This window comes from Microbacterium sp. H37-C3 (assembly GCF_027157935.1).
GTDB classification, from domain to species: Bacteria; Actinomycetota; Actinomycetes; order Actinomycetales; family Microbacteriaceae; genus Microbacterium; species Microbacterium plantarum.
The window spans coordinates 92,989-119,175 of sequence record NZ_JAPVLR010000004.1 but is presented as its reverse complement, the minus strand read 5'-3'; the positions used below and the strand labels follow the sequence as shown (position 1 = coordinate 119,175).

The 26,187-nt window shown below is 69.9% G+C and carries 33 protein-coding genes; 24 read left to right on the top strand and 9 right to left on the bottom strand.

The window, feature by feature from the left end; all coding sequences use genetic code 11:
- The first annotated feature begins 1 nt into the window (after nucleotide 1).
- The 16 genes from rplF to O1W71_RS12205 all read left to right on the top strand — a co-directional run bounded on the left by rplF (nucleotide 2) and on the right by O1W71_RS12205 (nucleotide 10,176).
- Complete coding sequence (rplF, locus tag O1W71_RS12280) at nucleotides 2-538, top strand: 50S ribosomal protein L6 (protein ID WP_112617792.1); 537 nt, start codon at nucleotides 2-4, stop codon at nucleotides 536-538.
- Between the two features lie 2 nt (nucleotides 539-540).
- Nucleotides 541-900 carry a 50S ribosomal protein L18 gene (rplR, locus tag O1W71_RS12275; RefSeq protein WP_112617793.1) on the top strand — a complete coding sequence of 120 codons (360 nt, stop codon included), beginning with the start codon at nucleotides 541-543 and terminating at the stop codon, nucleotides 898-900.
- A complete protein-coding gene (gene rpsE, locus O1W71_RS12270) occupies nucleotides 897-1,595 on the top strand; it encodes a 30S ribosomal protein S5 (RefSeq protein WP_023954060.1) in 699 nt (232 codons plus the stop codon). The genes rplR and rpsE overlap by 4 nt, the downstream gene beginning before the upstream one ends.
- Entirely contained in the window at nucleotides 1,595-1,780 is a 186-nt protein-coding gene (gene rpmD / locus O1W71_RS12265; protein ID WP_023954062.1) for a 50S ribosomal protein L30, read from the top strand. The genes rpsE and rpmD overlap by 1 nt, the downstream gene beginning before the upstream one ends.
- Entirely contained in the window at nucleotides 1,780-2,271 is a 492-nt protein-coding gene (gene rplO / locus O1W71_RS12260) for a 50S ribosomal protein L15 (RefSeq protein ID WP_181574259.1), read from the top strand. Before rpmD ends, rplO begins: the two co-directional genes overlap by 1 nt.
- A gap of 131 nt (nucleotides 2,272-2,402) precedes the next feature.
- On the top strand, nucleotides 2,403-3,728 hold the full coding sequence (gene secY / locus O1W71_RS12255; protein ID WP_112617794.1) for a preprotein translocase subunit SecY: 1,326 nt from the start codon (nucleotides 2,403-2,405) through the stop codon (nucleotides 3,726-3,728).
- On the top strand, nucleotides 3,725-4,312 hold the full coding sequence (locus O1W71_RS12250) for an adenylate kinase (protein WP_114588836.1): 588 nt from the start codon (nucleotides 3,725-3,727) through the stop codon (nucleotides 4,310-4,312). The genes secY and O1W71_RS12250 overlap by 4 nt, the downstream gene beginning before the upstream one ends.
- On the top strand, nucleotides 4,309-5,142 hold the full coding sequence (map, locus tag O1W71_RS12245; protein WP_269268149.1) for a type I methionyl aminopeptidase: 834 nt from the start codon (nucleotides 4,309-4,311) through the stop codon (nucleotides 5,140-5,142). Before O1W71_RS12250 ends, map begins: the two co-directional genes overlap by 4 nt.
- An 11-nt stretch (nucleotides 5,143-5,153) precedes the next feature.
- On the top strand, nucleotides 5,154-5,840 hold the full coding sequence (locus O1W71_RS12240; protein WP_269268148.1) for a DsbA family protein: 687 nt from the start codon (nucleotides 5,154-5,156) through the stop codon (nucleotides 5,838-5,840).
- Nucleotides 5,841-5,996: 156 nt separating this feature from the next.
- Entirely contained in the window at nucleotides 5,997-6,218 is a 222-nt protein-coding gene (gene infA, locus O1W71_RS12235) for a translation initiation factor IF-1 (protein WP_017201569.1), read from the top strand.
- A 76-nt stretch (nucleotides 6,219-6,294) separates the two neighbouring features.
- Nucleotides 6,295-6,411 carry a 50S ribosomal protein L36 gene (gene rpmJ / locus O1W71_RS12230; protein WP_005050492.1) on the top strand — a complete coding sequence of 39 codons (117 nt, stop codon included), beginning with the start codon at nucleotides 6,295-6,297 and terminating at the stop codon, nucleotides 6,409-6,411.
- 156 nt (nucleotides 6,412-6,567) lie between these two features.
- Nucleotides 6,568-6,942 carry a 30S ribosomal protein S13 gene (gene rpsM, locus O1W71_RS12225; RefSeq protein ID WP_023954076.1) on the top strand — a complete coding sequence of 125 codons (375 nt, stop codon included), beginning with the start codon at nucleotides 6,568-6,570 and terminating at the stop codon, nucleotides 6,940-6,942.
- Nucleotides 6,943-6,976: 34 nt separating this feature from the next.
- Nucleotides 6,977-7,375, top strand: coding sequence for a 30S ribosomal protein S11 (gene rpsK, locus O1W71_RS12220; protein ID WP_023954078.1), 399 nt, complete (start codon nucleotides 6,977-6,979; stop codon nucleotides 7,373-7,375).
- A 122-nt stretch (nucleotides 7,376-7,497) separates the two neighbouring features.
- Nucleotides 7,498-8,487 (top strand): DNA-directed RNA polymerase subunit alpha, encoded by a 990-nt coding sequence (locus O1W71_RS12215; protein WP_023954080.1) that lies wholly within the window; start codon nucleotides 7,498-7,500, stop codon nucleotides 8,485-8,487.
- 29 nt (nucleotides 8,488-8,516) lie between these two features.
- Complete coding sequence (rplQ, locus tag O1W71_RS12210; RefSeq protein WP_269268146.1) at nucleotides 8,517-9,089, top strand: 50S ribosomal protein L17; 573 nt, start codon at nucleotides 8,517-8,519, stop codon at nucleotides 9,087-9,089.
- Nucleotides 9,090-9,174: 85 nt separating this feature from the next.
- On the top strand, nucleotides 9,175-10,176 hold the full coding sequence (locus tag O1W71_RS12205; protein ID WP_269268144.1) for a GNAT family N-acetyltransferase: 1,002 nt from the start codon (nucleotides 9,175-9,177) through the stop codon (nucleotides 10,174-10,176).
- Here the strand turns inward: O1W71_RS12205 and O1W71_RS12200 are convergent.
- Nucleotides 10,170-12,044, bottom strand: a complete 1,875-nt coding sequence (locus O1W71_RS12200; protein ID WP_269268143.1) for an acyltransferase family protein — start codon at nucleotides 12,042-12,044, stop codon at nucleotides 10,170-10,172. The genes O1W71_RS12205 and O1W71_RS12200 overlap by 7 nt on opposite strands.
- A 135-nt stretch (nucleotides 12,045-12,179) precedes the next feature.
- Here O1W71_RS12200 and O1W71_RS12195 point away from each other — a divergent pair, with 135 nt between their 5' ends.
- The 3 genes from O1W71_RS12195 to O1W71_RS12185 are packed head-to-tail and all read left to right on the top strand — an operon-like array spanning nucleotide 12,180 to nucleotide 14,603.
- The gene (locus tag O1W71_RS12195) at nucleotides 12,180-13,064 is read left to right on the top strand and encodes a PfkB family carbohydrate kinase (RefSeq protein WP_269268142.1); all 885 of its coding nucleotides are present in this window, start codon (nucleotides 12,180-12,182) and stop codon (nucleotides 13,062-13,064) included.
- Nucleotides 13,065-13,068: 4 nt separating this feature from the next.
- The gene (gene truA, locus O1W71_RS12190; RefSeq protein ID WP_269268141.1) at nucleotides 13,069-13,902 is read left to right on the top strand and encodes a tRNA pseudouridine(38-40) synthase TruA; all 834 of its coding nucleotides are present in this window, start codon (nucleotides 13,069-13,071) and stop codon (nucleotides 13,900-13,902) included.
- A gap of 32 nt (nucleotides 13,903-13,934) precedes the next feature.
- Nucleotides 13,935-14,603 (top strand): endonuclease/exonuclease/phosphatase family protein, encoded by a 669-nt coding sequence (locus tag O1W71_RS12185; protein ID WP_269268140.1) that lies wholly within the window; start codon nucleotides 13,935-13,937, stop codon nucleotides 14,601-14,603.
- Nucleotides 14,604-14,661: 58 nt separating this feature from the next.
- Here O1W71_RS12185 and O1W71_RS12180 read toward each other — a convergent pair whose 3' ends face one another.
- From O1W71_RS12180 to O1W71_RS12170, 3 genes are all read right to left on the bottom strand, one after another.
- Nucleotides 14,662-15,225, bottom strand: coding sequence for a hypothetical protein (locus O1W71_RS12180; protein WP_269268139.1), 564 nt, complete (start codon nucleotides 15,223-15,225; stop codon nucleotides 14,662-14,664).
- A gap of 183 nt (nucleotides 15,226-15,408) precedes the next feature.
- Complete coding sequence (locus tag O1W71_RS12175; RefSeq protein WP_269268138.1) at nucleotides 15,409-15,957, bottom strand: cell wall protein; 549 nt, start codon at nucleotides 15,955-15,957, stop codon at nucleotides 15,409-15,411.
- A gap of 11 nt (nucleotides 15,958-15,968) precedes the next feature.
- On the bottom strand, nucleotides 15,969-17,762 hold the full coding sequence (locus O1W71_RS12170) for a DUF4012 domain-containing protein (protein ID WP_269268137.1): 1,794 nt from the start codon (nucleotides 17,760-17,762) through the stop codon (nucleotides 15,969-15,971).
- A 59-nt stretch (nucleotides 17,763-17,821) separates the two neighbouring features.
- Here O1W71_RS12170 and O1W71_RS12165 point away from each other — a divergent pair, with 59 nt between their 5' ends.
- The 3 genes from O1W71_RS12165 to O1W71_RS12155 all read left to right on the top strand — a co-directional run bounded on the left by O1W71_RS12165 (nucleotide 17,822) and on the right by O1W71_RS12155 (nucleotide 20,971).
- Complete coding sequence (locus tag O1W71_RS12165) at nucleotides 17,822-18,454, top strand: hypothetical protein (protein WP_269268136.1); 633 nt, start codon at nucleotides 17,822-17,824, stop codon at nucleotides 18,452-18,454.
- Between the two features lie 128 nt (nucleotides 18,455-18,582).
- On the top strand, nucleotides 18,583-19,344 hold the full coding sequence (locus O1W71_RS12160; protein ID WP_269268135.1) for a fructose 1,6-bisphosphatase: 762 nt from the start codon (nucleotides 18,583-18,585) through the stop codon (nucleotides 19,342-19,344).
- A 130-nt stretch (nucleotides 19,345-19,474) separates the two neighbouring features.
- The gene (locus tag O1W71_RS12155; protein WP_269268134.1) at nucleotides 19,475-20,971 is read left to right on the top strand and encodes a glycosyltransferase family 2 protein; all 1,497 of its coding nucleotides are present in this window, start codon (nucleotides 19,475-19,477) and stop codon (nucleotides 20,969-20,971) included.
- Between the two features lie 21 nt (nucleotides 20,972-20,992).
- Here O1W71_RS12155 and O1W71_RS12150 read toward each other — a convergent pair whose 3' ends face one another.
- Nucleotides 20,993-22,036, bottom strand: a complete 1,044-nt coding sequence (locus tag O1W71_RS12150) for a response regulator transcription factor (protein ID WP_269268133.1) — start codon at nucleotides 22,034-22,036, stop codon at nucleotides 20,993-20,995.
- Nucleotides 22,037-22,116: 80 nt separating this feature from the next.
- Complete coding sequence (locus O1W71_RS12145) at nucleotides 22,117-23,244, bottom strand: glycoside hydrolase family 6 protein (protein WP_269268131.1); 1,128 nt, start codon at nucleotides 23,242-23,244, stop codon at nucleotides 22,117-22,119.
- A 70-nt stretch (nucleotides 23,245-23,314) separates the two neighbouring features.
- Here O1W71_RS12145 and O1W71_RS12140 point away from each other — a divergent pair, with 70 nt between their 5' ends.
- Nucleotides 23,315-24,022: a universal stress protein gene (locus tag O1W71_RS12140; protein ID WP_112617808.1), complete on the top strand. Its 708-nt coding sequence runs from the start codon at nucleotides 23,315-23,317 to the stop codon at nucleotides 24,020-24,022.
- The gene (locus tag O1W71_RS12135) at nucleotides 24,019-24,420 is read left to right on the top strand and encodes a VanZ family protein (RefSeq protein ID WP_269268128.1); all 402 of its coding nucleotides are present in this window, start codon (nucleotides 24,019-24,021) and stop codon (nucleotides 24,418-24,420) included. The genes O1W71_RS12140 and O1W71_RS12135 overlap by 4 nt, the downstream gene beginning before the upstream one ends.
- Here the strand turns inward: O1W71_RS12135 and O1W71_RS12130 are convergent.
- The 3 genes from O1W71_RS12130 to O1W71_RS12120 are packed head-to-tail and all read right to left on the bottom strand — an operon-like array spanning nucleotide 24,399 to nucleotide 26,187.
- Nucleotides 24,399-24,812, bottom strand: coding sequence for a PLD nuclease N-terminal domain-containing protein (locus O1W71_RS12130; protein WP_404568923.1), 414 nt, complete (start codon nucleotides 24,810-24,812; stop codon nucleotides 24,399-24,401). The two genes, O1W71_RS12135 and O1W71_RS12130, sit on opposite strands and share 22 nt — an antisense overlap.
- A gap of 47 nt (nucleotides 24,813-24,859) precedes the next feature.
- Entirely contained in the window at nucleotides 24,860-25,930 is a 1,071-nt protein-coding gene (locus tag O1W71_RS12125; RefSeq protein WP_269268126.1) for a spore photoproduct lyase family protein, read from the bottom strand.
- 8 nt (nucleotides 25,931-25,938) lie between these two features.
- Complete coding sequence (locus tag O1W71_RS12120) at nucleotides 25,939-26,187, bottom strand: hypothetical protein (RefSeq protein WP_023954097.1); 249 nt, start codon at nucleotides 26,185-26,187, stop codon at nucleotides 25,939-25,941.

The following is a 26,187-nucleotide window of genomic DNA, read 5'->3' as shown; positions in this document are numbered from 1 at the left end:
GATGTCGCGTATTGGACGTCTCCCCATCGACATCCCTGCCGGTGTGACCGTCGAGGTCACCGGACAGGACGTCCTCGTCACGGGCCCCAAGGGCGAGCTGCGACTGACCGTCGCCAAGCCCATCGAGGCCAAGGTCGAGGAGAACCAGGTTCTCGTCACCCGTCCGGATGACGAGCGCGAGTCGCGTGCCCTGCACGGCCTGACCCGCACCCTGATCAACAACAACATCATCGGCGTGACCCAGGGCTACACCAAGGGTCTCGAGGTCGTCGGCACCGGTTACCGCGTCGCTCAGAAGGGCTCGTCCGTCGAGTTCGCTCTCGGCTTCTCGCACCCCGTGACCGTCGAGGCACCCGCCGGCATCACCCTGACCGTCGAGGGCAACAACAAGCTCACGGTCAGCGGCATCGACAAGCAGGCGGTCGGCGAGACCGCGGCCAACATCCGCAAGATCCGCAAGCCCGAGCCCTACAAGGGCAAGGGTGTGCGGTACGCGGGCGAGGTCGTCCGCCGCAAGGCCGGAAAGGCTGGTAAGTAAGCATGGCTGTGAAGAGCAAGTCCGACGCGCGCGCGCGTCGTCACGCCCGCCTTCGCAAGAAGATCGTGGGCACCGAGGCCCGGCCGCGCCTGGTCGTGACCCGCTCGGCCCGCCACGTCTTCGTGCAGCTCGTCGACGACGCCAAGGGTCACACCGTGGCTTCGGCGTCGACCCTCGAGGCCGACCTGCGCACGTTCGACGGTGACAAGACCGCCAAGGCCCGCAAGGTCGGCGAGCTCGTCGCCGAGCGCGCCAAGGCCGCCGGCGTCGAAGACGTCGTGTTCGACCGCGGTGGCAACCGCTACGCGGGCCGTGTCGCAGCGATCGCCGACGGCGCTCGCGAGGGAGGTCTGAACCTGTGAGCGATGCAGTGACCAACAACAACGGAGAGAACCCTGTGACCGAACAGGCTACGACCGAGCAGGCCGCAGGCACCGCTCCCGTCGAGCGCGAGGCCCGCGAGCCCCGCCGCGGCAGCCGCGAGCGCAGCAACAACCGCGACCGCGGTTCGCGCGACGCCGACAAGAGCCAGTTCCTGGAGCGCGTCGTCACCATCAACCGCGTGTCGAAGGTCGTCAAGGGTGGTCGTCGCTTCAGCTTCACCGCTCTCGTCGTCGTCGGCGACGGCAACGGGCTGGTCGGCGTCGGCTACGGCAAGGCGCGTGAGGTCCCCCTCGCCATCTCGAAGGGTGTCGAAGAGGCCAAGCGCAACTTCTTCCGCGTTCCCCGCACCGGCTCGACCATCCCGCACCCCGTGCAGGGTGAGGCAGCCGCCGGCGTGGTGCTCCTGCGCCCCGCCGCGGCCGGTACCGGTGTTATCGCCGGTGGTCCCGTCCGCGCCGTGCTCGAGTGCGCCGGTATCCACGACGTCCTGTCGAAGTCGCTCGGCTCGTCGAACACGATCAACATCGTGCACGCGACCGTCGAGGCACTGAAGCAGCTCGAGGAGCCCCGTGCGGTCGCCGCACGCCGTGGCCTGGACTTCGACCAGGTCGCACCGGCTCGCCTCGTGCGCGCTGAGGCCGAGGCGAACGCCGCACAGAAGGTAGGTGCCTGATGGCCGCTCGACTGAAGGTCACCCAGGTCAAGTCCAAGGTGAGCGAGAAGCAGAACCAGCGCGACACGCTGCGTTCGCTGGGTCTCAAGCGGATCGGCGACTCGGTCGTCCGTCCCGACGACGCGCAGACGCGCGGCTACGTCAAGACCGTCGCGCACCTCGTGAAGGTTGAGGAGATCGACTGATGGCTGAGAAGAAGGACGACAAGAAGGCGAAGGCCGAGACCACGGCCGCTCGCCCCGGTGTGCTGAAGGTCCACCACCTGCGTCCCGTGCCCGGATCCAACACGGCGAAGACCCGTGTCGGCCGCGGTGAGGGCTCGAAGGGTAAGACCGCGGGCCGCGGAACCAAGGGTCAGAAGGCCCGGTACCAGGTCAAGGCGGGCTTCGAGGGTGGCCAGATGCCGCTCCACATGCGCACCCCCAAGCTGCGCGGGTTCAAGAACCCGTTCCGCGTCGAGTACCAGGTCGTGAACCTGGACAAGCTCGCGGAGCTCTACCCGCAGGGCGGTGACGTCACCATCACCGACCTGGTCGCGAAGGGTGCCGTCCGCAAGAACGAGAAGGTCAAGGTGCTCGGCACCGGCGACATCTCGGTGGCGCTGAACGTGTCGGTCGACAAGGTCTCGGGCTCTGCCGAGCAGAAGATCGTCGCGGCCGGCGGGTCCATCAAGTAATTCGCCAGCGAGGGCCGGAGTTCGCTCCGGCCCTCGCTTCGTCGTATCCGAGGCGCGCCTGTGAACGGCCTGGGATACCCTGGTTGACGGTGTCTTCCCGAGACGCCGCCCATCCCTTGGGAGGAATCCACTTGTTCAGCGCCATAGCGCGGGTTTTCCGCACTCCGGATCTCCGGCGGAAGATCGGCTTCACCCTGGCGATCATCGCCATCTACCGCCTGGGCGCGCACGTGCCGACGCCGTTCGTGAACTTCCCGAACGTGCAGAGCTGTCTCGACCAGAGCGGCACCGCGCAGGGCCTGCTCTCGCTCGTGAACCTGTTCTCGGGCGGCGCCCTGCTGCAGCTGTCGATCTTCGCGCTCGGCGTCATGCCGTACATCACCGCGACGATCATCGTGCAGCTGCTGCGCGTGGTCATCCCGCACTTCGAGACCCTCTACAAGGAGGGTCAGTCCGGCCAGGCGAAGCTCACGCAGTACACCCGCTACCTGACCATCGCGCTGGCGCTGCTGCAGTCCACGACGCTCGTCACGGTCGCCCGCTCGGGTCAGCTGATCCCGGTGACCGGTGTTCCCGAGTGCGCTCAGCTCGTGACCTCGGAGGCCTGGTACGCCCAGCTCCTGATGATCATCACGATGACCGCCGGCACCGGCCTGATCATGTGGTTCGCCGAGCTCGTCACCGAGCGCGGCGTCGGCAACGGCATGTCGATCCTCATCTTCACCTCGATCGCCGCCACGTTCCCCGCGGCCCTCTGGTCGATCGCGATCGCCCGCGGCTTCGAGATCTTCCTGCTCGTGCTCGCGGTGGGCATCGCCGTCGTCGCCCTCGTCGTCTTCGTCGAGCAGTCGCAGCGGCGCATCCCGGTCCAGTACGCCAAGCGCATGGTGGGCCGGCGCACGTACGGCGGCACGAACACGTACATTCCCATCAAGGTCAACATGGCGGGTGTCGTCCCGGTCATCTTCGCGTCGTCGCTGCTGTACATCCCCGCGCTGATCGCGCAGTTCAACCAGAACCCGGATGCCGACGGCAACGTGCCCGGCTGGGTGGCGTGGATCCAGCAGTACTTCACGACCGGCGACAGCCCGCTGTACATGGCGGTCTACTTCCTGCTGATCATCGGCTTCACCTACTTCTACGTGGCCATCACGTTCAACCCGGTCGACGTCGCGGACAACATGAAGAAGTACGGCGGGTTCATCCCCGGCATCCGTGCCGGCCGGCCCACCGCGGAGTACCTCGACTACGTCCTCACCCGCATCACCGCTCCCGGCTCGATCTACCTGGGTCTCATCGCCCTGCTTCCGCTGATCGCGCTCGCGACGGTCGGTGCCAACCAGAACTTCCCGTTCGGCGGCGCCTCGATCCTCATCATCGTCGGTGTCGGACTCGAGACGGTGAAGCAGATCGACGCGCAGCTCCAGCAGCGCCACTACGAAGGGCTGCTGCGATGACGGCTGCACGTCTGCTGATCGTCGGGCCCCAGGGCTCGGGTAAGGGCACTCAGGGAGTGCGCATCGCCGAGGCGCTGGGCATCCCCGCCGTCTCGACGGGCGACGTCTTCCGGGCGAACGTCAAGGAGGGCACCGAGCTCGGTCAGCAGGTCAAGGCGATCATCGACGCCGGCGACCTGGTTCCCGACGAGCTGACGAGCGCGATCGTGCGCGACCGGCTGGAGCAGGCCGACGCTGCCGGCGGCTTCCTGCTCGACGGGTACCCGCGCAACCTGGCTCAGGTCCGCGATCTCGACGGTTTCCTCCAGGGCCGCGGCGAAGAGCTGACGGCCGTGATCGAGCTCGTCGTCCCCCGCGAGGAGTCCATCGCGCGACTCTCCAAGCGTGCGGCCGAGCAGGGTCGCGACGACGACAACGAGGAGTCGATCGCCAAGCGCCTCTCGATCTACGAGAACGAGACCGCCCCGATCCTGGACGTCTTCCGCGAGCGCGGGATCGTCGATCAGATCGACGGTGTCGGCTCGCTCGACGAGATCACCGAGCGGATCACCGCGGCTCTGACGGCCCGCGGCATCACGGCGTGATCGGTCGCCGCTCCATCTACAAGTCGCCCGCCCAGCTGCAGGCGATGGTCGAGCCCGGCCTGATCACGGCCGCGGCCCTGCAGGCGGTGCGCGACCACGTCGCGCCCGGCGTGACGACACTCGAGCTCGATGCCATCGCCGCGGACGTGATCCGCTCACGCGGTGCCGAGTCGAACTTCCAGCTCGTCCGGGGCTACCGCCACACCGTGTGCGCGTCGGTCAACGAGCAGGTCGTGCACGGCATCCCGAACTCGCGTCCGCTGGAGCCGGGCGACATCCTCTCGATCGACGCCGGCGCGCAGTTCCGCGGCTGGAACGGCGACTCGGCGTTTACGATCGTCATCCCCGATCCCGAGCGATCGGAGCTCGCCGCGTCGCGCGAGCGGCTGTCGCAGGTCACCGAGGAATCGCTGTGGGCCGGCATCGCCGCCATGGCCCATGCCAAGCGCATCGGCGAGATCGGTGACGCGATCCAGACCTCGATCGAGGCGTCCGGCGAGCAGTACGGCATCCTGCGCGACTACGTCGGGCACGGCATCGGCCGCAAGATGCACGAAGCGCCCTCGGTCTTCAACTACCGCGTGGCCGACCTGGGCCCCGAGGTGAAGCCCGGTCTCGTGCTGGCGATCGAGCCGATGGTCGTGGCCGGCTCGGAGGAGACGTTCACCGAGGACGACGACTGGACGGTCTCGACGATCGACGGCTCGGACGGCTCCCATTGGGAACATAGCGTCGCGGTGCATGATGGGGGCATCTGGGTTCTCACGGCGCCCGACGGTGGCGCCGCGGGGCTCGCCCCGTATGGAATCGTGCCGACGGAAATCGGCTGAGGAGAGAAGTGATGGCTACTGCGGCGACGGGCAAGACCAACTGGTTCGCGATCTGGGTGTCGACGGCCGTGGTGGTCGTGGTGGCCCTCATCGTCGCGCTGGTCGTGTGGATGAACAACAGCGCGACCGACCCCGGCACCCCGCCCACGGGGTCGGGCATCGAGCAGGAGACCGGCGCCGTCGTCGTCGGAGACGGCTCGCAGACGCTCGACACGTATGTCGACTTCATGTGCCCGATCTGCGGTCAGTTCGAGACGACCTACGGACCCGAGATCCTCGATCTCGTGAACGACGGAACGATCACCCTCAAGATCCACCCGATCTCGATCCTCGACCGTGCGTCGCAGGGCACCGAGTACTCGACGCGTTCGGCCAATGCGATGTACTGCGTAGCCGAGGCCGATCCCGACGCCGCCGTCCCGTTCATGCAGGCCCTCTTCGAGCAGCAGCCCGCCGAGCAGTCGACGGGTCTCACCGACGAGCAGCTCCTGCAGATCGCATCCGATGCGGGGGTGACGGGCATCGACTCGTGCGTCACCGACCGCACCTACGAGTCCTACGTCGCCGCGAAGACCAAGGAGACGCCGCTCCAGCCCGGATCGGACCGCGTCGGAACGCCGACGATCGCCGTCAACGGCGAGGCGATCTCGAACAGCACGATCCCGGCCCGCGGTTCGTTCGCGACGCTCTTCAACTGAGCGGAGCGGGGCGACGCGCCGTGCGAGATACGGCGAGTTGCTCGAGCGTGCGGTAGCGCGTATGCTTGCTCTTTGGTGCGTTGCGCCTCTCTTGGCGTGTCACCGAAAATCCCATCCAACGCAGACCGACCGGCCTGCACAACTGTAAGCGAGCGTATGGCGAAGAAAGACGGTGTCATCGAGATCGAGGGCGTGATCTCCGAGGCTCTGCCCAACGCGATGTTCCGCGTCGAGCTCAGCAACGGACACAAGGTCCTCGCAACGATCTCGGGCAAGATGCGGCAGAACTACATCCGCATCATCCCCGAAGACCGCGTGGTCGTGGAGCTCAGCCCCTACGACCTGACCCGCGGTCGCATCGTCTACCGCTACCGCTGAGCCCAGCGCACGCCGGTCGAGAAGTAACGCCCCGGAGCCCCTGCTCCGTCGGCGAAGACAGCGAATCAGGAACATCATGAAGGTCAACCCCTCCGTCAAGCCCATCTGCGACCACTGCAAGGTCATCCGTCGCCACGGTCGCGTCATGGTCATCTGCAAGTCGAACCCGCGTCACAAGCAGCGCCAGGGCTGATCGGATGCCGCGTCCGCGCGGCACCCGGTACGACGACAACTCAATACACCTCAGGCAGATCAGAACCCGCGCGGCGCAGCCGGCGGGGGACACCTCGGGACGAAGGCCCGAGCACCGATCCTGCTCCACACCTTCGATTACTCCTAGGAGAACCGCATGGCACGTCTTGCCGGCGTTGACATCCCGCGCGACAAGCGCGTGGTGATCGCCCTCACGTACATCTACGGCGTGGGCCGTACCCGCTCGAACGAGATCCTCGCAGCGACGGAGATCGACGAGAACATCCGCGTCAAGGACCTCACCGACGACCAGCTCGTCGCGCTCCGCGACTACATCGAGGGCAACTACAAGGTGGAGGGTGACCTGCGCCGCGAGGTCGCCGCCGACATCCGCCGCAAGGTCGAGATCGGTTCCTACGAGGGTCTGCGCCACCGCCGTGGCCTGCCCGTGCGCGGTCAGCGCACCAAGACCAACGCGCGTACGCGCAAGGGTCCCAAGCGCACCGTCGCCGGCAAGAAGAAGGCGCGCTAAGGCGCGGCCCCCACAGGTTTAGGAGAACACGCACATGGCACAGGCCAAGTCCGCAGCGCGCAAGCCGCGCCGCAAGGAGAAGAAGAACATCGCGCTGGGCCACGCCCACATCAAGTCGACGTTCAACAACACGATCGTCTCGATCACCGACCCGTCGGGCGCCGTCATCAGCTGGGCCTCCTCGGGTGGCGTCGGCTTCAAGGGCTCGCGCAAGTCGACCCCCTACGCCGCCGGCATGGCCGCCGAGTCCGCTGCGCGCCAGGCGCAGGAGCACGGCGTCAAGAAGGTCGACGTCTTCGTCAAGGGCCCCGGTTCGGGCCGCGAGACCGCGATCCGCTCGCTGACGGCCGCCGGCCTCGAGGTGGGGTCCATCCAGGACGTCACGCCGCAGGCCCACAACGGCTGCCGTCCCCCCAAGCGCCGCCGCGTCTGAGCTGACACGGATCCGGATGCCGCATCGCGCGGCATCCGGACTTCCGTCGTTTCCTTGAAAACTCAACACCTCACTGAATTGCACGTGTCATATAGCGGTCACGTGATCGAAAGGAACACATAGTGCTCATCGCACAGCGTCCCACTCTGACCGAGGAGAAGATCGGCGAGTTCCGCAGCCGGTTCGTCGTCGAGCCGCTCGAGCCCGGCTTCGGCTACACCATCGGCAACGCGCTGCGCCGCAGCCTGCTGTCGTCCATCCCGGGTGCCGCCGTCACCAGCATCCGCTTCGACGGTGTGCTGCACGAGTTCAGCACGATTCCGGGCGTGAAGGAGGATGTCACCGAGATCATCCTCAACATCAAGCAGCTGGTCGTCTCGTCCGAGCGCGACGAGCCCATCACGGCGTACCTGCGCAAGACCGGTGCCGGTGAGGTCACGGCCGCCGACATCTCGGCTCCCGCCGGTGTCGAGGTGCACAACCCCGACCTCGTCATCGCGACGCTCAACGACAGCGCGAAGTTCGAGCTCGAGCTCGTCATCGAGCGCGGTCGCGGCTACGTCTCCGCGACCCAGAACCGCAACGAGTACGCCGAGGCCGGTCAGATCCCGATCGACTCGATCTACTCGCCCGTGCTCAAGGTCAGCTACCGCGTCGAGGCCACCCGTGCCGGTGAGCGCACCGACTTCGACAAGCTCGTCCTCGACGTCGAGTCGAAGGCGTCCATCTCGCCGCGCGACGCCGTCGCCTCGGCCGGTCGTACGCTCGTCGAGCTGTTCGGTCTCGCCCGCGAGCTGAACGTCGAGGCCGAGGGCATCGAGATCGGCCCCGCGCCGGTCGCCGAGGTCCTCACCAACGAGCTGTCGATGCCGATCGAGGACCTCGACCTGTCGGTCCGCTCGTACAACTGCCTCAAGCGCGAGGGCATTAACACGGTGTCCGAGCTGGTCGCCCTCTCGGAGACCCAGCTCATGAACATCCGCAACTTCGGTCAGAAGTCGGTCGATGAGGTGCGCGACAAGCTCGTCTCGCTCGGCCTGTCGCTGAAGGACTCGGTTCCCGGGTTCGACGGTGCGCACTTCTACGGCGGATACGACGACGAGAACCTCTGAGCCCCCCTTTCTTCCTGGAGTAATCAAAAATGCCTAAGCCCACCAAGGGTCCCCGCCTCGGAGGCGGCCCCGCACACGAGCGCCTGCTTCTCGCGAACCTCGCCGCGGCCCTGTTCACCCACAAGTCGATCACCACGACCGAGACCAAGGCCAAGCGCCTGCGTCCGTACGCCGAGCGTCTGGTGACCTTCGCGAAGCGCGGCGACCTGCACGCCCGCCGTCGCGTCGCGTCGGTCATCGGCGACAAGAGCGTCGTTCACGAGCTCTTCGCCGAGATCGCTCCGCTCGTCGCCGAGCGCGAGGGTGGCTACACGCGCATCACCAAGATCGGCAACCGCAAGGGCGACAACGCTCCCATGGCTGTCATCGAGCTCGTGCTCGAGCCGGTGAACCCGAAGCCGAAGTCGGCCAAGAAGTCGGCTGCCGCCGCTCCCGCCGCCGAGGAGGCTCCGGTCGAGGAGGCTCCCGTCGAGGAGACCACCGAGGCTCCGGCCGACGACGCTGCGGCCGACGCCGGCGCCGAGTCGCCGGAGGAGGGCGCAGCCGCTGAGGCTGCGGCCGAGGACGCCGCTGAGGCTCCCGCCGAGGACGACAAGAAGTAACAGCGTTTCGCGCTGACATCGGGCCCGCACTCTCTTCGGAGGGTGCGGGCCCGCTGTGTGCCGGGGCATGTGCAAGGGTGGAAGGGTGAGCACGCCGAACGCACCGACCTGCCCCGCCGTCGCGCACTGGCGCACGGCGGCCCGCGACGACATCGACGTCATCCACGGCGTGCTGGTGGCCGCCGACCGGGTGGACCACCCGACATGGACGACTCCGCGCGAGGACGTCGCCGAGACGTTCGAGCTGTCGCACGTCGACCATGAACGCGACACGTTGATCGCGTTCGATGAGACCGGCGAGGCGCTCGCGGTCGGTACCGTCACCCTGCATCCCTCGCGCGAGGAGCACCTGCACATCTACCTCACCGGCGCGGTGCGGCCCGACCGGCGCGGCCGCGGGATCGGCACCGCGCTCTTCGGATGGCAGCACGAACGCGCCGAGGAGCAGCTGCGCGAGGCGGCGGCAGCGGATGCCGCGGCGGCGAGCCTGCCCGCCGAGATCCAGGTGTACGCGTCGGAGAAGGACACGGCTCTCGAGCGCATCGCCGAATCGCTCGGCTACCGCACCGAGCGCTGGTTCTCGACGATGCACCGCGACCTGTCCGAACCGATCGCCGCGGTGACGACGCCGGACGGCATCGAGCTGGTGCCGTTCTCGTCCGATCGTGCCGAGGACGCGCGCCTGGCACGCAACGACGCGTTCCGCGACCACTGGGGCAGCCTGCCGAGCCCGCCGGAGCGTTGGCAGCAGTTCATCGGCGGTCCGTTCCTGCGGCCCGATCTGTGCACCCTGGCCCTCGACGGCGGCGAGATCGTCGCGTTCTGCCTGGCTTCCGTGAACGAGGGCGACTTCGCCGTCCTCGGCCCCAACGCGTACATCGACCTCGTCGGCGTGGTCCGGTCGCACCGCAGGCGCGGGCTGGCGCCGGCGGTGATCTCGCGGTCGCTCGCTGCAATGCGGCAAGCGGGCCTCGGCATGGCGGTACTCGACGTCGACACCGAGAGCCCGACGGGCGCCAACGCGCTCTACGGCGGTCTCGGGTTCACGCCGTACGAGCGCGACCGGGTGCTCGTCCGCCGCTACTGATCCTCCGCGCGGCCGAACAGTTCGAGCAGGGTCGTGCGGGTCTGCTCGGCGGCCCACTGTGCCGCCGCGAGCTGGGTCGCGGCACCGTCGACCGCGCGCTTCACGGTGCGCGCGTAGATGTCGCCGCCGGCTAACTCGGGGTGGATCTGATCGCCGGCGAGCAGATCGTCGTGCCCGGCGATCGCCTGCGACCAGTCGGCGACGGCGACGCGAGGGTGCGACGCCGCGAACGCCGTGAGGTCGCTGTTGACGCCGGGGATCCAGTCCCGCGGTCCGTACGCGTTCACCAGGATGACGTAGCGATCGGGGCCGGCGGCGTCGACGATGCTCTGCAGCGCCTCGGTCGAGACCGGGCCGTTCGTGCCGAGGCCGACCACGACATACTCGCGCAGTTCCCCAGAGGCGGCCAGATCGTCGATGATCCGCGCCCCGGCCCACAGCGATCGCGACACCTCGGCGTCGACCTCGATACCCGGCATCGCCTGGAGGAGCCCCGGGGCGGAGGCGAGCATGACCGAGTCGCCGACGGCACTCACGCGGGTGCCGTCGACCGTCTGCGCCCCCGGCGCGGGGGCCGGTGTCGGCAGCCGCCGCGCCTGCTCCAGGGCATCGCGACCGGCGTCCACCGCGCTCTGGCTCGTCGTGGTGCGCGGCGCCGCCGCCACCGCCGCCGTCGTGCCGCCGAGGGCGAGCGCGGCGACGAGGGCGACCGCCAGCGTCGCGGCGCGCCGCGACGGGCGCGCGCGCAGCCCGTGGCGGGCCAGGGCGAGCGCACCTCGGAATCCGTGGCGGCGGACGGGCTGCTCGAGCCAACGGTACGACCCGGCCGCCAGAACGACCGAAGCCAGCGCCACGCCCGCGCCCGCCAGGACCGGGACGCCCGTCTCGGGGCCTGCGCCGGTGAGCTGGAACGACAGCAGCACGAGGAGAGGCCAGTGCCACAGGTATACCGCGTACGACCGTTCGCCGAGCCACCGCAGCGGGGCGATGTCGAGCGCGCGACCGAACCACGAGCCCGGCCACGCCGCGATCAGCAGCACGACGGCGGTGAGGAGCGACGCGGCGAGGCTCGAGGCCGGGAACGTGATGGCCTCGCCGCCGCCCACGGCTGCGGCGGCCACGATGCCCGCAGTCGCGAGCGCTCCGACGATCACGCCCCACACGGGTCCGACGCCGGCGACCGACGACCTCCTGACGACGAGGCCGTGGAGGGCGAACGCGACGGCGACGCCGATCAGAAGCCCGAAGGCGTGCGTGTCGGTGCCGAAATAGACGCGAGTGAGGTCGGCGCCCGCGGTGACGCTCGTGAACGCCCACGCGGCCGACAGCGCCGCGAGCCCGAGCGCTGCCGCGGCGCGCGAGCGGCGGCCGGGAAGCAGGAGGAAGAGCGGCAGCAGGAGCGGCCAAAGCAGGTAGAACTGCTCCTCGACCGCGAGCGACCACAGGTTGCGGAAGATCTCGGGGTCGGCCGCGGAGAAGTAGGTGCCGCCGTCGGCCATCGACACCCAGTTGTACGAGAACGTGGCCGCCCCCAGCACCTGGAGGCCCATGTCGACGAGGACGTCGCCGCCGACCAGCCAGGCCAGCGAGGCGCTCACGGTGACGACGGCCGCGAGGGCGGGCAGCAGGCGCCGCGCGCGCCTCGCCCAGAAGCGTCGCAGCCGGATCCGCCCCTCGCGTGCACGTTCGCGCAGGAGGAGCGTCGTGATGAGGAAGCCGGAGATCACGAAGAACACGTCGACGCCGACGTAGCCGCTCCGCAGGAAGGCGTCGGGGAAGAGGTGGTACACGACGACGAGCACCACGGCGACGGCGCGCAGGCCGTCGAGTCCCGCGATGCGGGCGCGCGGAAGAGGCGGAGGAGTCATACGGCTGTGTCCGGGGTCGTCGGGGGGACGGGCGGCGGCAGCCTCCCAGTGTAGAGCGGGTGCCTGGGGGTGATGTGGTAGACCGGAGGAGAAGCGCGGATCCCGCGCGGACCGTGTCGTGAGAACAGGTGGAACATGGGCGCTCCCGAGGTGCTGGTGCTGGGTGAGGCGTTGGTCGACATCGTCGAGACCGACGATGGTGTGACCGAGCACGTCGGCGGCAGCCCGGCGAACGTGGCGGTGGGCGTCGCCCGGCTCGGCGTCCCCGCCCGGTTGGCGACGCGGCTCGGACGCGACGAGCGCGGTGAGCGGGTCGCCCGCCACGTGAGCGAGGCCGGCGCCGTTATCGCCGAGGCGTCGTGGACCGACGCCGCCACCGACACGGCGCGCGCCCGCATCCGCCCCGATGGCTCGGCGGAGTACACGTTCGAGGTCGCCGGCGTCGTCGAGCCCGCTCCCCGTGGCGATGCCGTCCTCGTGCACACCGGATCGATCGCCCTGTTCCTCGACCCGGGCGGAGAGACCTGTCTCGCGGCCCTCGAGTCGGCCCGTGGTCACGCCGTCGTCACGGTCGACCCGAACATCCGTCCGGCGCTCGTCGGCTCGCGCGAGAGCGCGCACGCGCGCTTCGCGCGTGCGGCCGCCGCGGCCGACCTCGTGAAGCTCAGCGACGAGGATGCCGCGTGGCTCTGGCCCGGCGCCGACTCGCGGACGGTGCTCGAGACCATCGCCGACCTCGGCGCCTCGGCGGTCGTCATGACCCGCGGGGGAGAGGGAGCGATCGGGCGGGCGCCCGACGGTGCGATCGTCGAGGTCGCCGGGGTCGCCGTGACCGTGGCCGACACGATCGGCGCGGGCGACTCGTTCATGGCGAGCCTCATCGTCACCCTCGTCGAAAGCGGCGTGCCGGCCCACGGCGATGCGCTCGCGCGGGCGATGCGGACCGCTGCGCGCGCCGCGGCGATCACGGTGTCGCGGCCGGGGGCGAACCCGCCCTCGCGCGCAGAGCTGGAAGACTGATCGGGTGCGCCTGAGACTGGACATCGCCTACGACGGATCGGGTTTCTCGGGGTGGGCGCGCCAGCCCGGTCTGCGCACTGTGCAGGGGTCGATCGAGGCCGCCGTCAGCCGGGTCCTCGGCGGCGATGCTCAGCTCGTCGTGGCCGGGCGCACCGATGCCGGTGTCCACGCGTCGGGCCAGGTGGCGCACCTCGACCTGAGCGAGGCGCAGGCCGCGAGACTGCGGCGCGGACGCGACCCCGAACCGGCCGCCCTCGCCGCGCGGCTGAACGGCGTGCTCGGACGCTACGCAGACGTGCACGTGCGGGCGACGTCGGAAGCACCCGCCGGTTTCGATGCGCGGTTCTCGGCGGTCTGGCGACGGTACGCCTATCGGGTCGCCGACCGGACGACCGGATACGACCCGCTCGAGCGCTTCCGCACGACGTTCGTGCCCGTCGCTCTCGACGACGCGTCGATGGATGCCGCAGCCCGCAGCCTCACCGGGCTGCACGACTTCGCGTCCTACTGCAAGCCACGCCCCGAGGCGACGACGATCCGCACGCTGCTCGAGTTCGACTGGCGGCGCGACGAGCGCGGCGTGCTGGTCGCGAACGTCAAGGCCGACGCGTTCTGCCACAGCATGGTCCGCGCGCTCGTCGGAGCGTGCGTCGCGGTCGGCGAGGGGCGGCTGGGCGTCGAGGACGTGGCGGCGCTGCGCGACGAGCGTCAGCGCACCAGCGCCTTCGCGGTGCTCGCCGCTCGCGGGCTCACCCTCACCGAGGTCGGGTACCCCGCCGACGACCTCCTCGCGGCGCGGGCGGAGCAGACCCGCGCCCGCCGCGCAACAGCCACCTGACCGAAAGGAAGCGGGCGTAGCCTGGCGGCACCATGAAGGTCATCTCGTACAACCTGCGCAAGCACCGCGCCGCATCCGAGCTCTCCGAGCTCGTCGAGCAGCACGGTGCCGACGTCCTGTGCCTGCAGGAGGCCGACACCAGCGGCATCCCGGACCTGATCGGCGGCCTGCGGCTGGCCGATGCCACAGCCCGCAACCGGCTCGGACTCGCCGTCTACTACCGCGAGAACACCTACCGCGCCGTCGAGGTGCGTTCGCTCGCGCTGAAGAAGTCGCTGCACGACCGCGTGTTGAAGCCCGCGGAGGAGCGCATGCTCGGTGTTCGGCTGCGCGATATCGACGACGGGCGCGACCTGATCGTCGCGAGCTTCCACGCGGCGCCGCTGACCGCGCTCAACTCGCTGCGCCGCAACCAGATCCAGGCGGCGCTCGGTGCGCTGTCCGAGCTCGGCGCGGGCCTGCCGATCCTCATGGTCGGCGACTACAACTACCCCGTCTTCAAGGAGAACCTCGGGCAGGTGGTGCGCAAGCAGGGGTACGAGCTGACGCTCAGCGATGCCCGCACGTACACGCGGTACAAGTTCTTCCGCGGGCACTACGACTTCGCGACGAGCGTCGGGTTCGACATCTCACGGGTGCAGACGCTGCCGCAGGGGGCGAGCGACCACCTGCCGATCCTGGTCAGCGCGCAACCGGTCTGAGAACGACGGATGCCCCGGAGCCGAAGCTCCGGGGCATCCGATCATGCGTTGCGCCTGATCAGGCAGCTGCCTCCGCGTTGCGGTGGCGGCGGACCGTGCTGGCCACGGCGATGCTGCCGCCGGCGAGGGCGAGAGCGCCACCGCCGATCCACAGGCCGAGGAGAGCAGCGTTGTCGCCACCGGTGGCGGGCAGGGTGCCCGATCCGCCGGTGCCGCCCGTGCCGCCGGCGGCGGCCGGAACGGCGATGGTGACGCTGCTGGCGCCCGAGACGGCGCCCGCGGCGGTCAGGGTGTACTCGCCGGTCGCGTTGGCGGGGAGGGTCACCTGGAAGGCGACCTCACCGGCAGCGTTGGCGGCCTTGGTCGTGCTGGTCGAGGTCACGGCGAACTTGACGAACGCGACGCTGCCGGCGGCAGCGTTCTCGCCCGTCAGGGTGCCGGTGACGGTCTCGTTCGGCTCGAAGTTGTTGAATGCCACCGTGACGGTGCCACCCGCGGTGACGGTGACGGACGAGCCGCCCACCGGTGCCGGGGTGTAAGCGTTGGCGATGGCGGGGGCTGCAAAGACAGCCGCTGCTGCGATGGCCGAGGCCGCCGCCGCCTTGATGAGACGGTTCTTCATGTGTCCTGCTTTCCTTGGGTCATCCGGAGGCTCACACCCAACGGAGAAGTAATACTAAGGATTACGTCAGGAGTGGTCATAGCAAGTATTCAGGGTCGGAGGTCCCTGATGCAAGCTGGAACATTTCCATCGCGTTAACATTTCGCGATCCGGATGCCCGGCGGCGCGCCGCGGACGGGGGATTCAGCGCGCGTCGCGTGCGCGGCGCACAGCCGAGGCGAGCGCGATGGTCGCGCCCGCGGCCACGAGCGCGCCGCCCCCGACCCACAGTCCGAGCGAGGTGCGCGCGTCGCCGCCGGTGGCAGGAAGACCGGCCGCGTCGACGACCGAGGCGCTCGCGGTGCCGCCGGCCGACGATGCCGAGATCGCCTCGATGTTGTAGACGCCGACCGCGTCGGAGGGGAAGGTCAGGGCCACGGGGGCGAGCGCGCCCTCCGCGGACGATTCGCGCACCGTGCTGCCGGTGGAAACGGCGAAGGCGACGCGTGCGAACGTGACGCCGGCGCCGTTCTCGCCGCGGACCGTGATGGTCACGGCCTCTTCCGGACCGAACGTGCCCTCGGCGCAGGCGAACTCGACCGTGCCGCCGGCGACGAACGCGCTCGGCGTGGTCGTGCAGGAGTTCGTCGGCGGGTAGATGGTCGCGCCGGTGGCGGCGGACGCCGCGGCCGGCAGCGCGATGATCGCGGCGGCGAGAGTCGCGACGGCGACGAGGGAGACGGTGCGGCGCATGATCGGTGAGTCTATGCGTCGCCGCAACGAGCGACAACAACGGTAGGCCGGTCCGCGTCGACTGTCGGGGTGACGGCGGCTTTCGCCGTCGTCGGACCGCCCTGCGCGACCACGCTCACGGTGGCCGTGACCGACTCGCCGGGCGCGAGATCGGAGGAGAACACCATCACCTGGCGCCCGGCGTGCGAGCCGCCGCCGAAGCCCGCGCCGTCGGATCGGGCCGCAGACGACAGGGCGTAGCCCTCGGGCAGGTACAGGTAGGCGACGGTGCGGGCGACGCCGGCGGGAACGCCGAAGCTGCCGCCGCCGGTGACGTACGACGGGAGCGAGGTCGCGGCATCCGCCGGGGCGTTGTTCGCGATCGTGACCTCGAGCGTCACGGGCGACGAGGTGCGCCCGTCGCCACCCACCGCGCACGTGTCCCAGGCGAGGCGGGTGTCGGCGGTGACGTAGTAGTCCATCTTCGAGCCGGTGCCGTCGTTGAGGAACACTCCGAACCCGGCGGTGTCGGCATCGGTGGTCGGCAGCGGACCCGCCAGCGTCGTGTCGGCCAGGACCGCCTGGTCCTCCGGGATCGCGCTCCACAGCAGCAGCCGTCGCTCGTCGCCGGCACGACCGAGCGCGGCGATCAGCTTGGCCGGGTCGGCTCCGCCGGCCGCGAGCCGCTCGAAGACGGCTGCCGACGCCGAGGCGAAGAACGCGTCCTGCTCGCGCGGGCTCTCGTAGCGCGCGTACACGTCGTTCAGGAGCAGTGAGACGGCGTTGTCGGCGGAGATCACATCGCCCGTCGGAAGCTCGATGGGGCCCGTGGCGTCGAGGATGTACGACAGGGCGACGGGGTCGGTCGCGATCACGCCGTCGACGCTCTGCCCGGTCTGGCGCAGCAGCATCTCGCGCGCGAGCGGGCCGCCGACGGAGAAGTCGGGGATCTGCGTGACGTTCTGGATGTAGCGGCCCGGACGGGTCTCGTAGATGCGCTCGACCTCGGCGTCGAGGGGGAGCACCGGCTCGCCGAAGTTCGAGAAATCCGAGGACGAGGCCTGGCCCGCCAGCTCGATCCGGCCGTCGACGGTGCGCACGATCGCCATCGCGCCGACGATGCCGCCCGTCGAGCGCCACTCGGCGTTGTTCTGGAACGCCAAGAGATAATTGCGTTCGCCGGAGGCGCCGAGCATCGCGGGCAGGAGCGTGGCGGCGCGGGCGAGAGCGTCCGTGGCCGTGGCGCCCGTGTCGAGGAGGTCGGTGACGTCGTCGACGGCGGCGCGCACCGGGCCGATGAGGGGGGTGTCGTCGAGAGCCCGCACGGATGCCGCCGCGGCGGCCACGGTGTCGGCGCCGGCGCCGGCGGGCTCGGCGATCTCGCGGAACACGGCGGTGTCGATGCGGCCGTCGACCGGTCGGAAGGAATCGGGCGAGAAGGCCGACGCGACATCGGCGAGCGGGAGGAGGCCATCACGCGCGATGTCATCGGCCGCCGCGGCGATCGTGCCGACGGCGTGGAGCTGAGGCCCGACCCAGGGGGTGCCCTCGACGAGCGACCAGACCGGGTCGGACGTGAGCTCGCGCGCCCGCTCGGCGTGGTCGGCGACGTCGTTGATGTGCGGTGCGGCCGCCGCGGGGTCGGCGATCAGATCGACGGCGGTGCGGGCGGATGCCTCGACCTCGCGGAGCTCGCCGTAGGCGAGGGCGCCGCGCACCCCGACCCACGCGGCGATCGCGACGAGGGCGATCAGGAGCGCCCCGGCGAAGGCTGCCAAGACGAGCTGCGTCCGGCGCAGAGGGCGGGGCTGGTCAGCGGTGCGCACCCGATCACTCTAAGGGGCGGGGGCGTGCGTACACTTTGCGAGAGGAAGCGGAGGACTCGATGAAGCGACGCTGGGGGACGGCCGCCGCGACAGCGGTGATGGCTGCGGCTCTCGTGGGATGCGGGCCCGCGCCGTGGAACCTCCCGTCCGGTGACGGCGGCGACGCGAGCAGCCCGGCCCCCTCGCCGAGCGTCTCGCGCACCGCAGTACCACCACCGGTGCCGAACGACCTCTCGAGCGGCTCGACCGAGCGACAGGTGACGGCCGGTGCGGTGACCGGGTCGCTCAACTACTGGTCGGACCTGTCCATGGATCGCTGGTCGGCGACGGCCCTCAAGCCGGTCAGCCTGTCGCTCGTGACCACCGTCAGTCCCGACGACGGACAGAAGGTCTACCTGCAGAAGGCGACGATGATCGCCGTCCCCGGCAACGCCCAGGGCGACCTCAGCCCGCTCGCGCCGACGTCGGACCAGTCGGCCACGAACCCGGGCTACCTCGTGCTCTCGCCCTACAGCTACTCGCAGACCTTCTACGTCGGAGAGGTGCCGCCGGAGGCGACGTTCGTGACCATCCGGTTCACCTACGACTTCCTCGTGCAGACGACGCCCACCTCCGACGAGTTCGCCAAGCAGACCGCGACCGACAGCATCACCGTCGCGATCGCGGCGGCATCCGAGGCCGACGGCGGGTGAAACCTCAAGGTCGCCGCAAGGCAACCTGAAGAGATCGGAAAGCGGCCGGGATCGCGCCCGCCGGGGTGCTTGTATGGCGAGGCCCGCGGCATCCGACGCTGGTCCCGCCTTGAGAAACCCGGTCTGCCATGTCTCCGCGCCGCACACCCGCATCCCGAACTCGTGCCCTCCGCACCGCCGTGTCGGCGGGCGCCATCGCTCTCTCGCTCGTCGCCCTGTCGGGCTGCTCGCAGCTGACCGGGATGATCAACTCGGTCCAGGGCGAGCCGGTGTCGGCGGTTCCCGCGCCCGCGCCATCGCAGTCGCCCGCCATGGCCTTCAACTCGCAGTTCACCTACGACGGGTCGGTCTCGCTCTCCTCCGACGTGGCGCAGGACCTCGAGCTGCGACTCGACGTGTGGGCTCAGGACCCCAAGCGGACGCAGGAGTGGACTCCCGGCGCCGAGAAGACGTTCGGCTTCGCCGTCAACGTCCACGACAACCGCGTCGACGAGAAGTCGGTGCTCTCGCAGAAGCGACGCGTGTTCATCTCGTCGATCTCGATCACCTCGCAGACCGCGCAGACCTCGGGCCAGGTGCAGAGCCCGTTCCAGTTCAGCGCCGACCCGCGCACGCTCGTTCCCAGCGACACGATCCGTTCCGACCGTGGGCTGCTGCTCAACAGCTTCCAGGGCGGGCTCTACGTGCCCGAGACGGTCATCCACGGGCTGCCGGCCGACACCTACGGCATGACGCTCGAGTTCGCGATGACCGTCTGGGTCGAGGGCAACGCCAACGACGACGCCAGCTTCACCCAGCAGACGGTGTACCAGTACCTGCCGGTCGCGATCTCCAGCGAGGAGCAGGCGGCGGATGCCGCTCCCGCGCCGGCACCCAGCGCCACCCCCTGAGCCGGTCCGGCACGCCCCGAATTCCATGCGCAGAAATTGCGGTTGACTTCGTCCTCTCTGAACACGGCGCGTTCCAGAATGGATCCCGGCAGGCAACAGCCGCCCATCACCTCGCACAGGATGTGACCGCATGACTCAGACGCCGTACACGCCGTACACGCCCAACCCGGCGTTCGGCCAGCAGCAGCACCCCGCCCCGCAGGCGCCGGTGCAGCTGGCCGACCACTTCGAGACGGCGTTCCCCGACGACTTCGAGTCGGTCCTCGAGAACACGACGGTCCACCGTTCCACCATCGGCTGCGTCATCCCGGCGTACAACGAGGAGGAGTCGATCGCCGACGTGATCGAGGGCCTGCTCGCCCAGACGCGCGTGCCGGACGTCATCCACGTCATCGCGAACAACACCTCCGACAACACGGTGAAGATCGCGGCCGGGTACGCCGGGCCGCACGAGGTCACGACCGAGCTCGGCACGCAGTTCACCGAGGTCTTCGTCCACGACATCGGCAAGAACCCCGACAAGAAGGTCGGGGCGCTCAACTACGGCTACTCGCTCGTGGAGGGGTACGACTACCTGCTCGGCGTGGACGGCGACACGATCGCCGACCGGCGCGCGGTCGAGTACCTGGAGTCGGAGGCGGTCGGCGATTCGCGCATCGGCGGCATCTCGGCCATCTACTCGATCGACGACAAGCCCATCAAGGGAACGATCGCCAAGTTCCTCATCGCCGGTCAGCGCACGCAGTTCGCGGCCTTCAACATGCAGAACCTGCTGCGCGGACGCAACATGGCCGTCCTCGGCGGGCAGTTCTCGATCTTCTCGACGAACGCGCTGCGCGACGCGATGAGGCAGAACCACCAGTCGACGCCCTGGGTGAAGGACTCCGAGGTCGAGGACTCGCTGCTGTCGCTGCAGATCAAGAGCGCGGGCTACCTGACGAAGATCAGCCCGTATGCCCGCGCCAACGTCGGCGGCATGACGACCCTCAAGGGGTACGACGCGCAGCAGGTGAAGTGGACCTACGGCGCCATCGAGCTGATGTGGCCGGGCCAGCGCGGCGACACGAAGGGACAGCCCTTCCACCCGAACCTGCGACTGCGCTGGTTCGAGAACTTCGGGATGCTGACGAACCTGTTCGTGCGCGTCGCGTTCCTCATCCTGCTCGCCGGCTCGCTGTCGATCAGCGCGTTCGTCTTCTCGCCGCTGTGGCTGATCCCGCCGCTCGTCGCCGTGCTGCTGAACCTCCGCATGGCCCGCAGCATCAAGGACCACAACCGGCGCGACATCCTCTTCGCGATCCTCGTCTTCCCCGCGGAGGCGTTCATGTGGATCAGGCTCGGCCACTTCATGCGCTCGTGGTCGCGGTTCCTGTCGAAGAAGAAGGTCGACAACTGGGCGATGCAGGCCAAGGCCGAGAGCGGTGGCGGCAGCATCGGTCACTGGATGCCGATGGTCATCCTCGCCGCCGTGCTGCTGGCAATGGCCGTGGTCTGGAACCTCGTCGGACCCGTCGCGCAGTCGTCGATCCTGTGGATCGGATGGCCGATCGTCGGCGTCGTGACCGTGCTGCAGACGCTGCTGATGTTCTCGAAGCTCGTCCGTCGTCAGAACGGCTACAAGGTCTGAACCGGATGCCGGTCTGAGCGATCAGACCGCGGCGGCGTTCTCCGACGTCATGCGATACCCGACACCCCGGACCGTCTCGATGTAGCGCGGGGTCGTCGGGTTGTCGCCGAGTTTCCGGCGCAGGTTCGTCATGTGCGCCTCGATCGCGCGCTTGTCCGCCTCGCCGACGAAGTAGCTCGTGACGTAGGACTCACCGCGCAGGACGAGGGTCAGGTCGGCCTTCGACCGCACGCGGCGCTTCGAGGCCATCAGGGTCGAGAGCAGGTCGAACTCGGTGCGCGTGAGGTCCAGCTCGCGTCCGGACACGTAGGCCAGCCGCGTGTCGGTGTCGACCTGCAGGTCGCGGTGCGAGAGCCAGTGCTCTCCCGCGGTCGGCACGAGGTCGCCGGCGGGCTGGTGAACGACGAGGTCAGCGCCCGTCGTCGGGACCGGGGCGGGCATCGGGGGGTCGCTCGGGTGGTGGACGATGACCTGCTGCGGTGGCACCTGCTGGGGCGGCGCGGGCTGCTGCGGCATCGGCTGTTGCGGGGCCGCGCCGGGGAAACGGGCGAGGTACTCCTCGTACGACATCGGCGCAGCCTCGGCGGGTGCCGGTGCCGGCGGTGGCGCCGGGGTGAAGGCCGCGGGGCGGGCACCCGGGAAAGAGGGGCCGACCGAATCCTGCTGCGGAGTCTGCTGGGGCGCGGCGGCGCGCGGGCGTCGCAGCAGCGCGTCCACGCGCGCACGGAACTCGCGCGGACGGAACGGCTTGACGATGTACTCGTCGGCGCCGGAGCCCAGACCGAGGACGACATCCGCCTCTTCGGACAGGCCGGTGAGCATGATGATGTACGTGTCGCTCTGGGCGCGGATGCGTCGGGCGGCCTCGAAGCCGTCGATGCCGGGCATGTTGACGTCGAGGGTCGTCAGCAGCGGGCGGTACGACAGCACGGCCTGGATGCCGTCGATGCCGTTGCCCACCGAGACGGTGGAGAAGCCGGCCGCCTCGAGCACCTCGACGAGGAGATGGCGGATGTCGGGATCGTCCTCGACGATGACCGCCGTCTTCAGCTGCTCGGACATCATGCTCGACACTCGTCTCCCTCAGGTTCGGGTTATTTTGCCACACGCAAAGGACGAGGTAGTTCCCGGGCGCGGTCGGCGGGTCAGGGCGCGACGCCGCGGGTGAGCTCGACGGCCCCGGCGGGCCACCACACGCCGGCGTCCGGGCCGCCGTTGCACGGCCCGTCGCTCTCTCCCGGCGGCTTGATCCACAGGTTCGTGTCGACGACGTCGTCGCCGTAGGTGCCGCTCGGGTCGCCCACGGTGCGTCCCGGCGGATTGCACCACTCGTCGTCACCGGGAGCGCCTGCGCCGTTGCGCGAGGTGTCGACGAGGGCGTGCATGCCGCCGAGCCGATCGGACAGGGCGTGGGCGTAGGCGAACTCGTCGTAGGTGTCGTTGAAGTTCGACACGTTCGTCACGAAGCCGCGGACGCCCGAGACCGCGACCCGCTCGACGAGCTCGGCCATCGCGTCGGCGCCGAGCCAGTTCGAATGCCCGCCGTCGACGTACACCCAGGTGTCCGTGCCCGCGAGGCGGCCCAGGGCGCCGCGCAGCTGGTCGACGCGTTCGTCGACGTTGCCGCACTGGGGCGCGAGCGCGAGGCTGTCGGGCTCGACGATGACGACCTTCTTCACGTCCGGAACCGACCGCAGGGCCGTGCCGATCTGCGTCGTCCACGTCTCGTAGTCCGCCTCGTCGAGGCCGCCCGCGGAGTGATTGCCGCAGTCGCGTCCGGGGAGGCCGTAGACGACGACGGCCATCGCCGTATCCGTCTCGCGGGCCTCCTGTGCGATGTTGAGCACGCGCTCGCCGACCTCGCCGATGGGGTCCTGTTCGGGGGTGAGCCAGTACGCCGTCGGCTGGGCGGCGAGGTACTCGGCGGCGGCGACCTCGTCGGCCGAGCCGCCCTCGGCGACGGCGCGCGCGGCCTTCGACTCCGCGGGCGCGACGAAAGCGGTGCCCACGCCCGGGGGTCTCGCCGTGAGCGCCTGCACCCCGCCCATCACGAGGGAGACCGCCAGGGCGATCCCGGCGACGATGAGGGCGACGGCGGCGACGATGATCGCGATCCATGCCCAGCGAGGCAGCCGACGTCGCCGGCGAGGGGGCCGAGGCGGTGCGGGCCGTTCGGGACGCGGCGGCGCTTCGTAGTGGCCGCTCACGACATAGGGGCCGGCATCGCGACCGGCATCGGGATGCGATGCATCGGAGCCGGGTCGCTGTGCCACGGACTGACTCTAACCGCTGGCGACCGCGAGGCCCATCGTGCCGGTCCGCCGTGGCCGGTACCCTGGGGCCATGGGCGACGTGATCCTGGGAGTGACCGACGCGACCGGCGCAGGGGCGCGCGAGTGGGCGGTGCGCCGGGCCGAGGCGCTCGGCCTCGCGCTGCGTGAGCTGCTGATCGCCCCGACGCGCGACGATGTCGATCGGGTCGCCGCGGCCACGGCGGATGCCGAGATCCTCGTGCTCCCCGAAGAGCACGGTCATCCGTATCGCACGCTCATCGCGCACGCGCACTGCCCGATCGCGATCGTGCCCGACCAGCGCAGCAGCGATGACGGGGCTCCCGCCGTGGCGAGGGAGGGCGTGCTCGTCGGCGTCGACGCGTCGGACGTCTCGGCCCGCGCTCTCGACTTCGCCGCTCGCGAGGCTCAGCGAACGGGGCAGCCGCTCGTGGCGCTCGCGGCATGGGAGCCGGTCTCGGTCGGCACGGAGCCGGGCCTCGACCTCTGGACGGGGCCGATGCCGGTCGACCTGACGGAAGCGACCGCCGGGATGCTCGACCGCATGCTCGAGCCGGTGCGCGCGGAACACCCGCAGCTCGAGGTGCGCACGCGCATCGACGTCGGCGACGCCTCGACGCTCATCGAGGACGCCTCCCGCGGCGCCACGCTGACGGTCGTCGGCTCGCACGGTCGTACCGGGCTGTCACGTCTGCTGCTCGGGTCAGTCAGCGAGCGCGTGGCCTCGCACGTCGGCTCTCCGACCGTCATCGTGCGGTGACGCGCGCCGCGCGAGTCCTGCTCGCCGGCTACGTCGTCGTCCTCGCGCTCATCGCGTTCTGGCCGACGCCCGTCGACCGCGACGCCGGCCCGATCCTCCGGGCGATCACCTCGGCCGTGCCGTGGCTGACCTATGCCCGCATCGAGTTCGCCGCCAACATCGCCCTGTTCGTCCCGTTCGGGTGGTGCGCGGCCCGGGGCTGGCCCCGCTGGCAGGCGTACGTCATTCCCGCCGGGCTCATCATCTCCGCCGTGATCGAGACGGCGCAGGGCATTCTGCTCGCACAGCGGACCGCGAGCGTGTGGGACGTCGTGGCCAACACCCTCGGCGCGACCGCCGGCTGGCTGATCGCCCGCGGGCGGGTCGTCGGGCGGCGTCAGCCGGCCTCGGGCGACTGAGACCCCTCCGACGACGAGGAGCCGCCGCGCGCACGGCGCCGCCGGACCTCGGCCTCGAGCTCGGCGATCTCGATCTCGCGTTCGAGGTCGGCGAGCTGCTGCGCGGTCGTGCGGTAGTCGCGGGGCTGCGGACGGCTCGCGGGCGCGGGCGGTGCCGGCTCGTCCCGCGACCACCGGCGCGGGTCGCCGAAGCTCATCGACTCCCGCGGGGCCGTGTCCCACTCGCGCCCGAGGGTGAACCAGAGCACGGAGCCCACGAACGGCAAGAAGATGATGAACAGCACCCAGGCGAACTTGGGCAGGTGCTTGACCTGGTCTTCGCGGCGGGTGATCGCGTCGACGAGGGCGGCGACCATCAGGACGAAGACGAGCAGGGGAAGCAGCAGATACACCCCGCCAGGGTGGCGCAGATCCGCGCGGTCGCGCAAGGGAGGGGGGATCAGAACGCGTAGCGGATGCGGCACGACGGCAGCTCGCGCTCGATGAGAGCGCAGAGCGTCGCGACGGCCTCGCCCTTGAGCGGTGAGCGGTACCGGACGTTGATGGCGCCGTTCTGCGAGCGTTTGGTCTCCTGCATCCGCGGGGTCCACAGCAGGTCTTCGCCGCGCGGATGCCACCCGAGGTTGACCTCGTGCAGCCCCTCGTTGTGGGTGAGCAGGATGATCTCGCACGCCAGCTGCGCCTTGGCGCGGTCGGAGAGCACGTCGTTCAGCTCGCGCAGCAGCGCGGTCCAGTCGGCCACCCAGGTCGGGGTGAGGATGACGGGCGAGAAGTTCAGGTGCACTTCGTAGCCGGCGTCGACGAAGTCGTTGATCGCGGCGATCCGCTCGGCGACCGGCGACGTCCGGATGTCGGTCACTTTCGCCGTGTCGTGCGGCATGAGCGAGAAGCGGATGCGGGTTCGCCCGAGCGGGTCCCAGTCGAGCAGGTCGCGATTGACGTACTTCGTCGCGAACGAGGCCTTGGCCGTCGGCGACATCCGGAACAGCTCGCACAGATCGCGGACGTTCTCGCTGATCATCGCGTCGACCGAGCAGTCGCTGTTCTCGCCGATGTCGTAGACCCACGCCTCGGGGTCGCACTGGTTCGGCTCGGTCTTGGGGCCCTGCCGGGAGATGTGCCGTGCGAGATGGCGCGAGATCTCGTCGATGTTCGCGAACACGGTCACGGGGTTGCTGTAGCCCTTGCGTCGCGGCACGTAGCAGTAGGAGCAGGCCATGGCGCAGCCGTTCGCCGTCGACGGCGCGATGAAGTCGGCCGAGCGGCCGTTGAGGCGGGTCGCGACCGACTTCTTCACACCGAGCACGAGCGCCTCGGTCTTGATCCGCACCCAGCGGCGCACGTTCGTCTCGTCGCCGTGGATCTCGGGAACGAGCCAGTGCGAGTCGATCGGCACGATCTCGGCATCGGGCCACCGCGCCACGATCTCCTGCCCGCGGGGCAGCGCAAGCGCGGCCTCCTCGGCGTAGATGCGGCTGATCTGCAGCAGCGGGGCCCGATCCCGGGACATCCGGCTGGTCAGCCGGCCTGCTCGAGCTCGATCTCGCCGGCGGCGAGGGCGTCGGCGTACGTGCGGACGTCGGGGCCGGGCTCCCAGTCGATGAACTTGTCCTTCATGTGGCTGACGAGCGCGGCGTAGGCCTTGTCGGCGTCGTTCGCGTCATCGGTCGCGGCGACGGCGGCGACGGCATCCTGCAGGACACGGTCGGCGTCGTCGAGCACCTTCTGGCGGGCTTCGTCGTTCCAGTGGATCTCGCTGATCTTCAT

Bases quoted from the DNA above. Each gene is read 5' to 3' on its own strand.
- O1W71_RS12175 (WP_269268138.1), bottom strand. From the start codon at position 15,957: ATGCGCCGCACCGTCTCCCTCGTCGCCGTCGCGACTCTCGCCGCCGCG.
- O1W71_RS12250 (WP_114588836.1), top strand. From the start codon at position 3,725: ATGACGGCTGCACGTCTGCTGATCGTCGGGCCCCAGGGCTCGGGTAAG.
- rpsM (WP_023954076.1), top strand. From the start codon at position 6,568: ATGGCACGTCTTGCCGGCGTTGACATCCCGCGCGACAAGCGCGTGGTG.
- rpsK (WP_023954078.1), top strand. From the start codon at position 6,977: ATGGCACAGGCCAAGTCCGCAGCGCGCAAGCCGCGCCGCAAGGAGAAG.
- O1W71_RS12180 (WP_269268139.1), bottom strand. From the start codon at position 15,225: ATGAAGAACCGTCTCATCAAGGCGGCGGCGGCCTCGGCCATCGCAGCA.
- O1W71_RS12165 (WP_269268136.1), top strand. From the start codon at position 17,822: ATGAAGCGACGCTGGGGGACGGCCGCCGCGACAGCGGTGATGGCTGCG.
- rpmJ (WP_005050492.1), top strand. From the start codon at position 6,295: ATGAAGGTCAACCCCTCCGTCAAGCCCATCTGCGACCACTGCAAGGTC.
- O1W71_RS12140 (WP_112617808.1), top strand. From the start codon at position 23,315: ATGGGCGACGTGATCCTGGGAGTGACCGACGCGACCGGCGCAGGGGCG.
- O1W71_RS12120 (WP_023954097.1), bottom strand. From the start codon at position 26,187: ATGAAGATCAGCGAGATCCACTGGAACGACGAAGCCCGCCAGAAGGTG.
- rpmD (WP_023954062.1), top strand. From the start codon at position 1,595: ATGGCCGCTCGACTGAAGGTCACCCAGGTCAAGTCCAAGGTGAGCGAG.
- O1W71_RS12200 (WP_269268143.1), bottom strand. From the start codon at position 12,044: ATGACTCCTCCGCCTCTTCCGCGCGCCCGCATCGCGGGACTCGACGGC.
- O1W71_RS12195 (WP_269268142.1), top strand. From the start codon at position 12,180: ATGGGCGCTCCCGAGGTGCTGGTGCTGGGTGAGGCGTTGGTCGACATC.
- O1W71_RS12125 (WP_269268126.1), bottom strand. From the start codon at position 25,930: ATGTCCCGGGATCGGGCCCCGCTGCTGCAGATCAGCCGCATCTACGCC.
- infA (WP_017201569.1), top strand. From the start codon at position 5,997: ATGGCGAAGAAAGACGGTGTCATCGAGATCGAGGGCGTGATCTCCGAG.
- O1W71_RS12240 (WP_269268148.1), top strand. From the start codon at position 5,154: ATGGCTACTGCGGCGACGGGCAAGACCAACTGGTTCGCGATCTGGGTG.
- O1W71_RS12185 (WP_269268140.1), top strand. From the start codon at position 13,935: ATGAAGGTCATCTCGTACAACCTGCGCAAGCACCGCGCCGCATCCGAG.
- O1W71_RS12155 (WP_269268134.1), top strand. From the start codon at position 19,475: ATGACTCAGACGCCGTACACGCCGTACACGCCCAACCCGGCGTTCGGC.
- O1W71_RS12150 (WP_269268133.1), bottom strand. From the start codon at position 22,036: ATGATGTCCGAGCAGCTGAAGACGGCGGTCATCGTCGAGGACGATCCC.
- O1W71_RS12160 (WP_269268135.1), top strand. From the start codon at position 18,583: ATGTCTCCGCGCCGCACACCCGCATCCCGAACTCGTGCCCTCCGCACC.
- rplO (WP_181574259.1), top strand. From the start codon at position 1,780: ATGGCTGAGAAGAAGGACGACAAGAAGGCGAAGGCCGAGACCACGGCC.
- rplF (WP_112617792.1), top strand. From the start codon at position 2: ATGTCGCGTATTGGACGTCTCCCCATCGACATCCCTGCCGGTGTGACC.
- rplQ (WP_269268146.1), top strand. From the start codon at position 8,517: ATGCCTAAGCCCACCAAGGGTCCCCGCCTCGGAGGCGGCCCCGCACAC.
- rplR (WP_112617793.1), top strand. From the start codon at position 541: ATGGCTGTGAAGAGCAAGTCCGACGCGCGCGCGCGTCGTCACGCCCGC.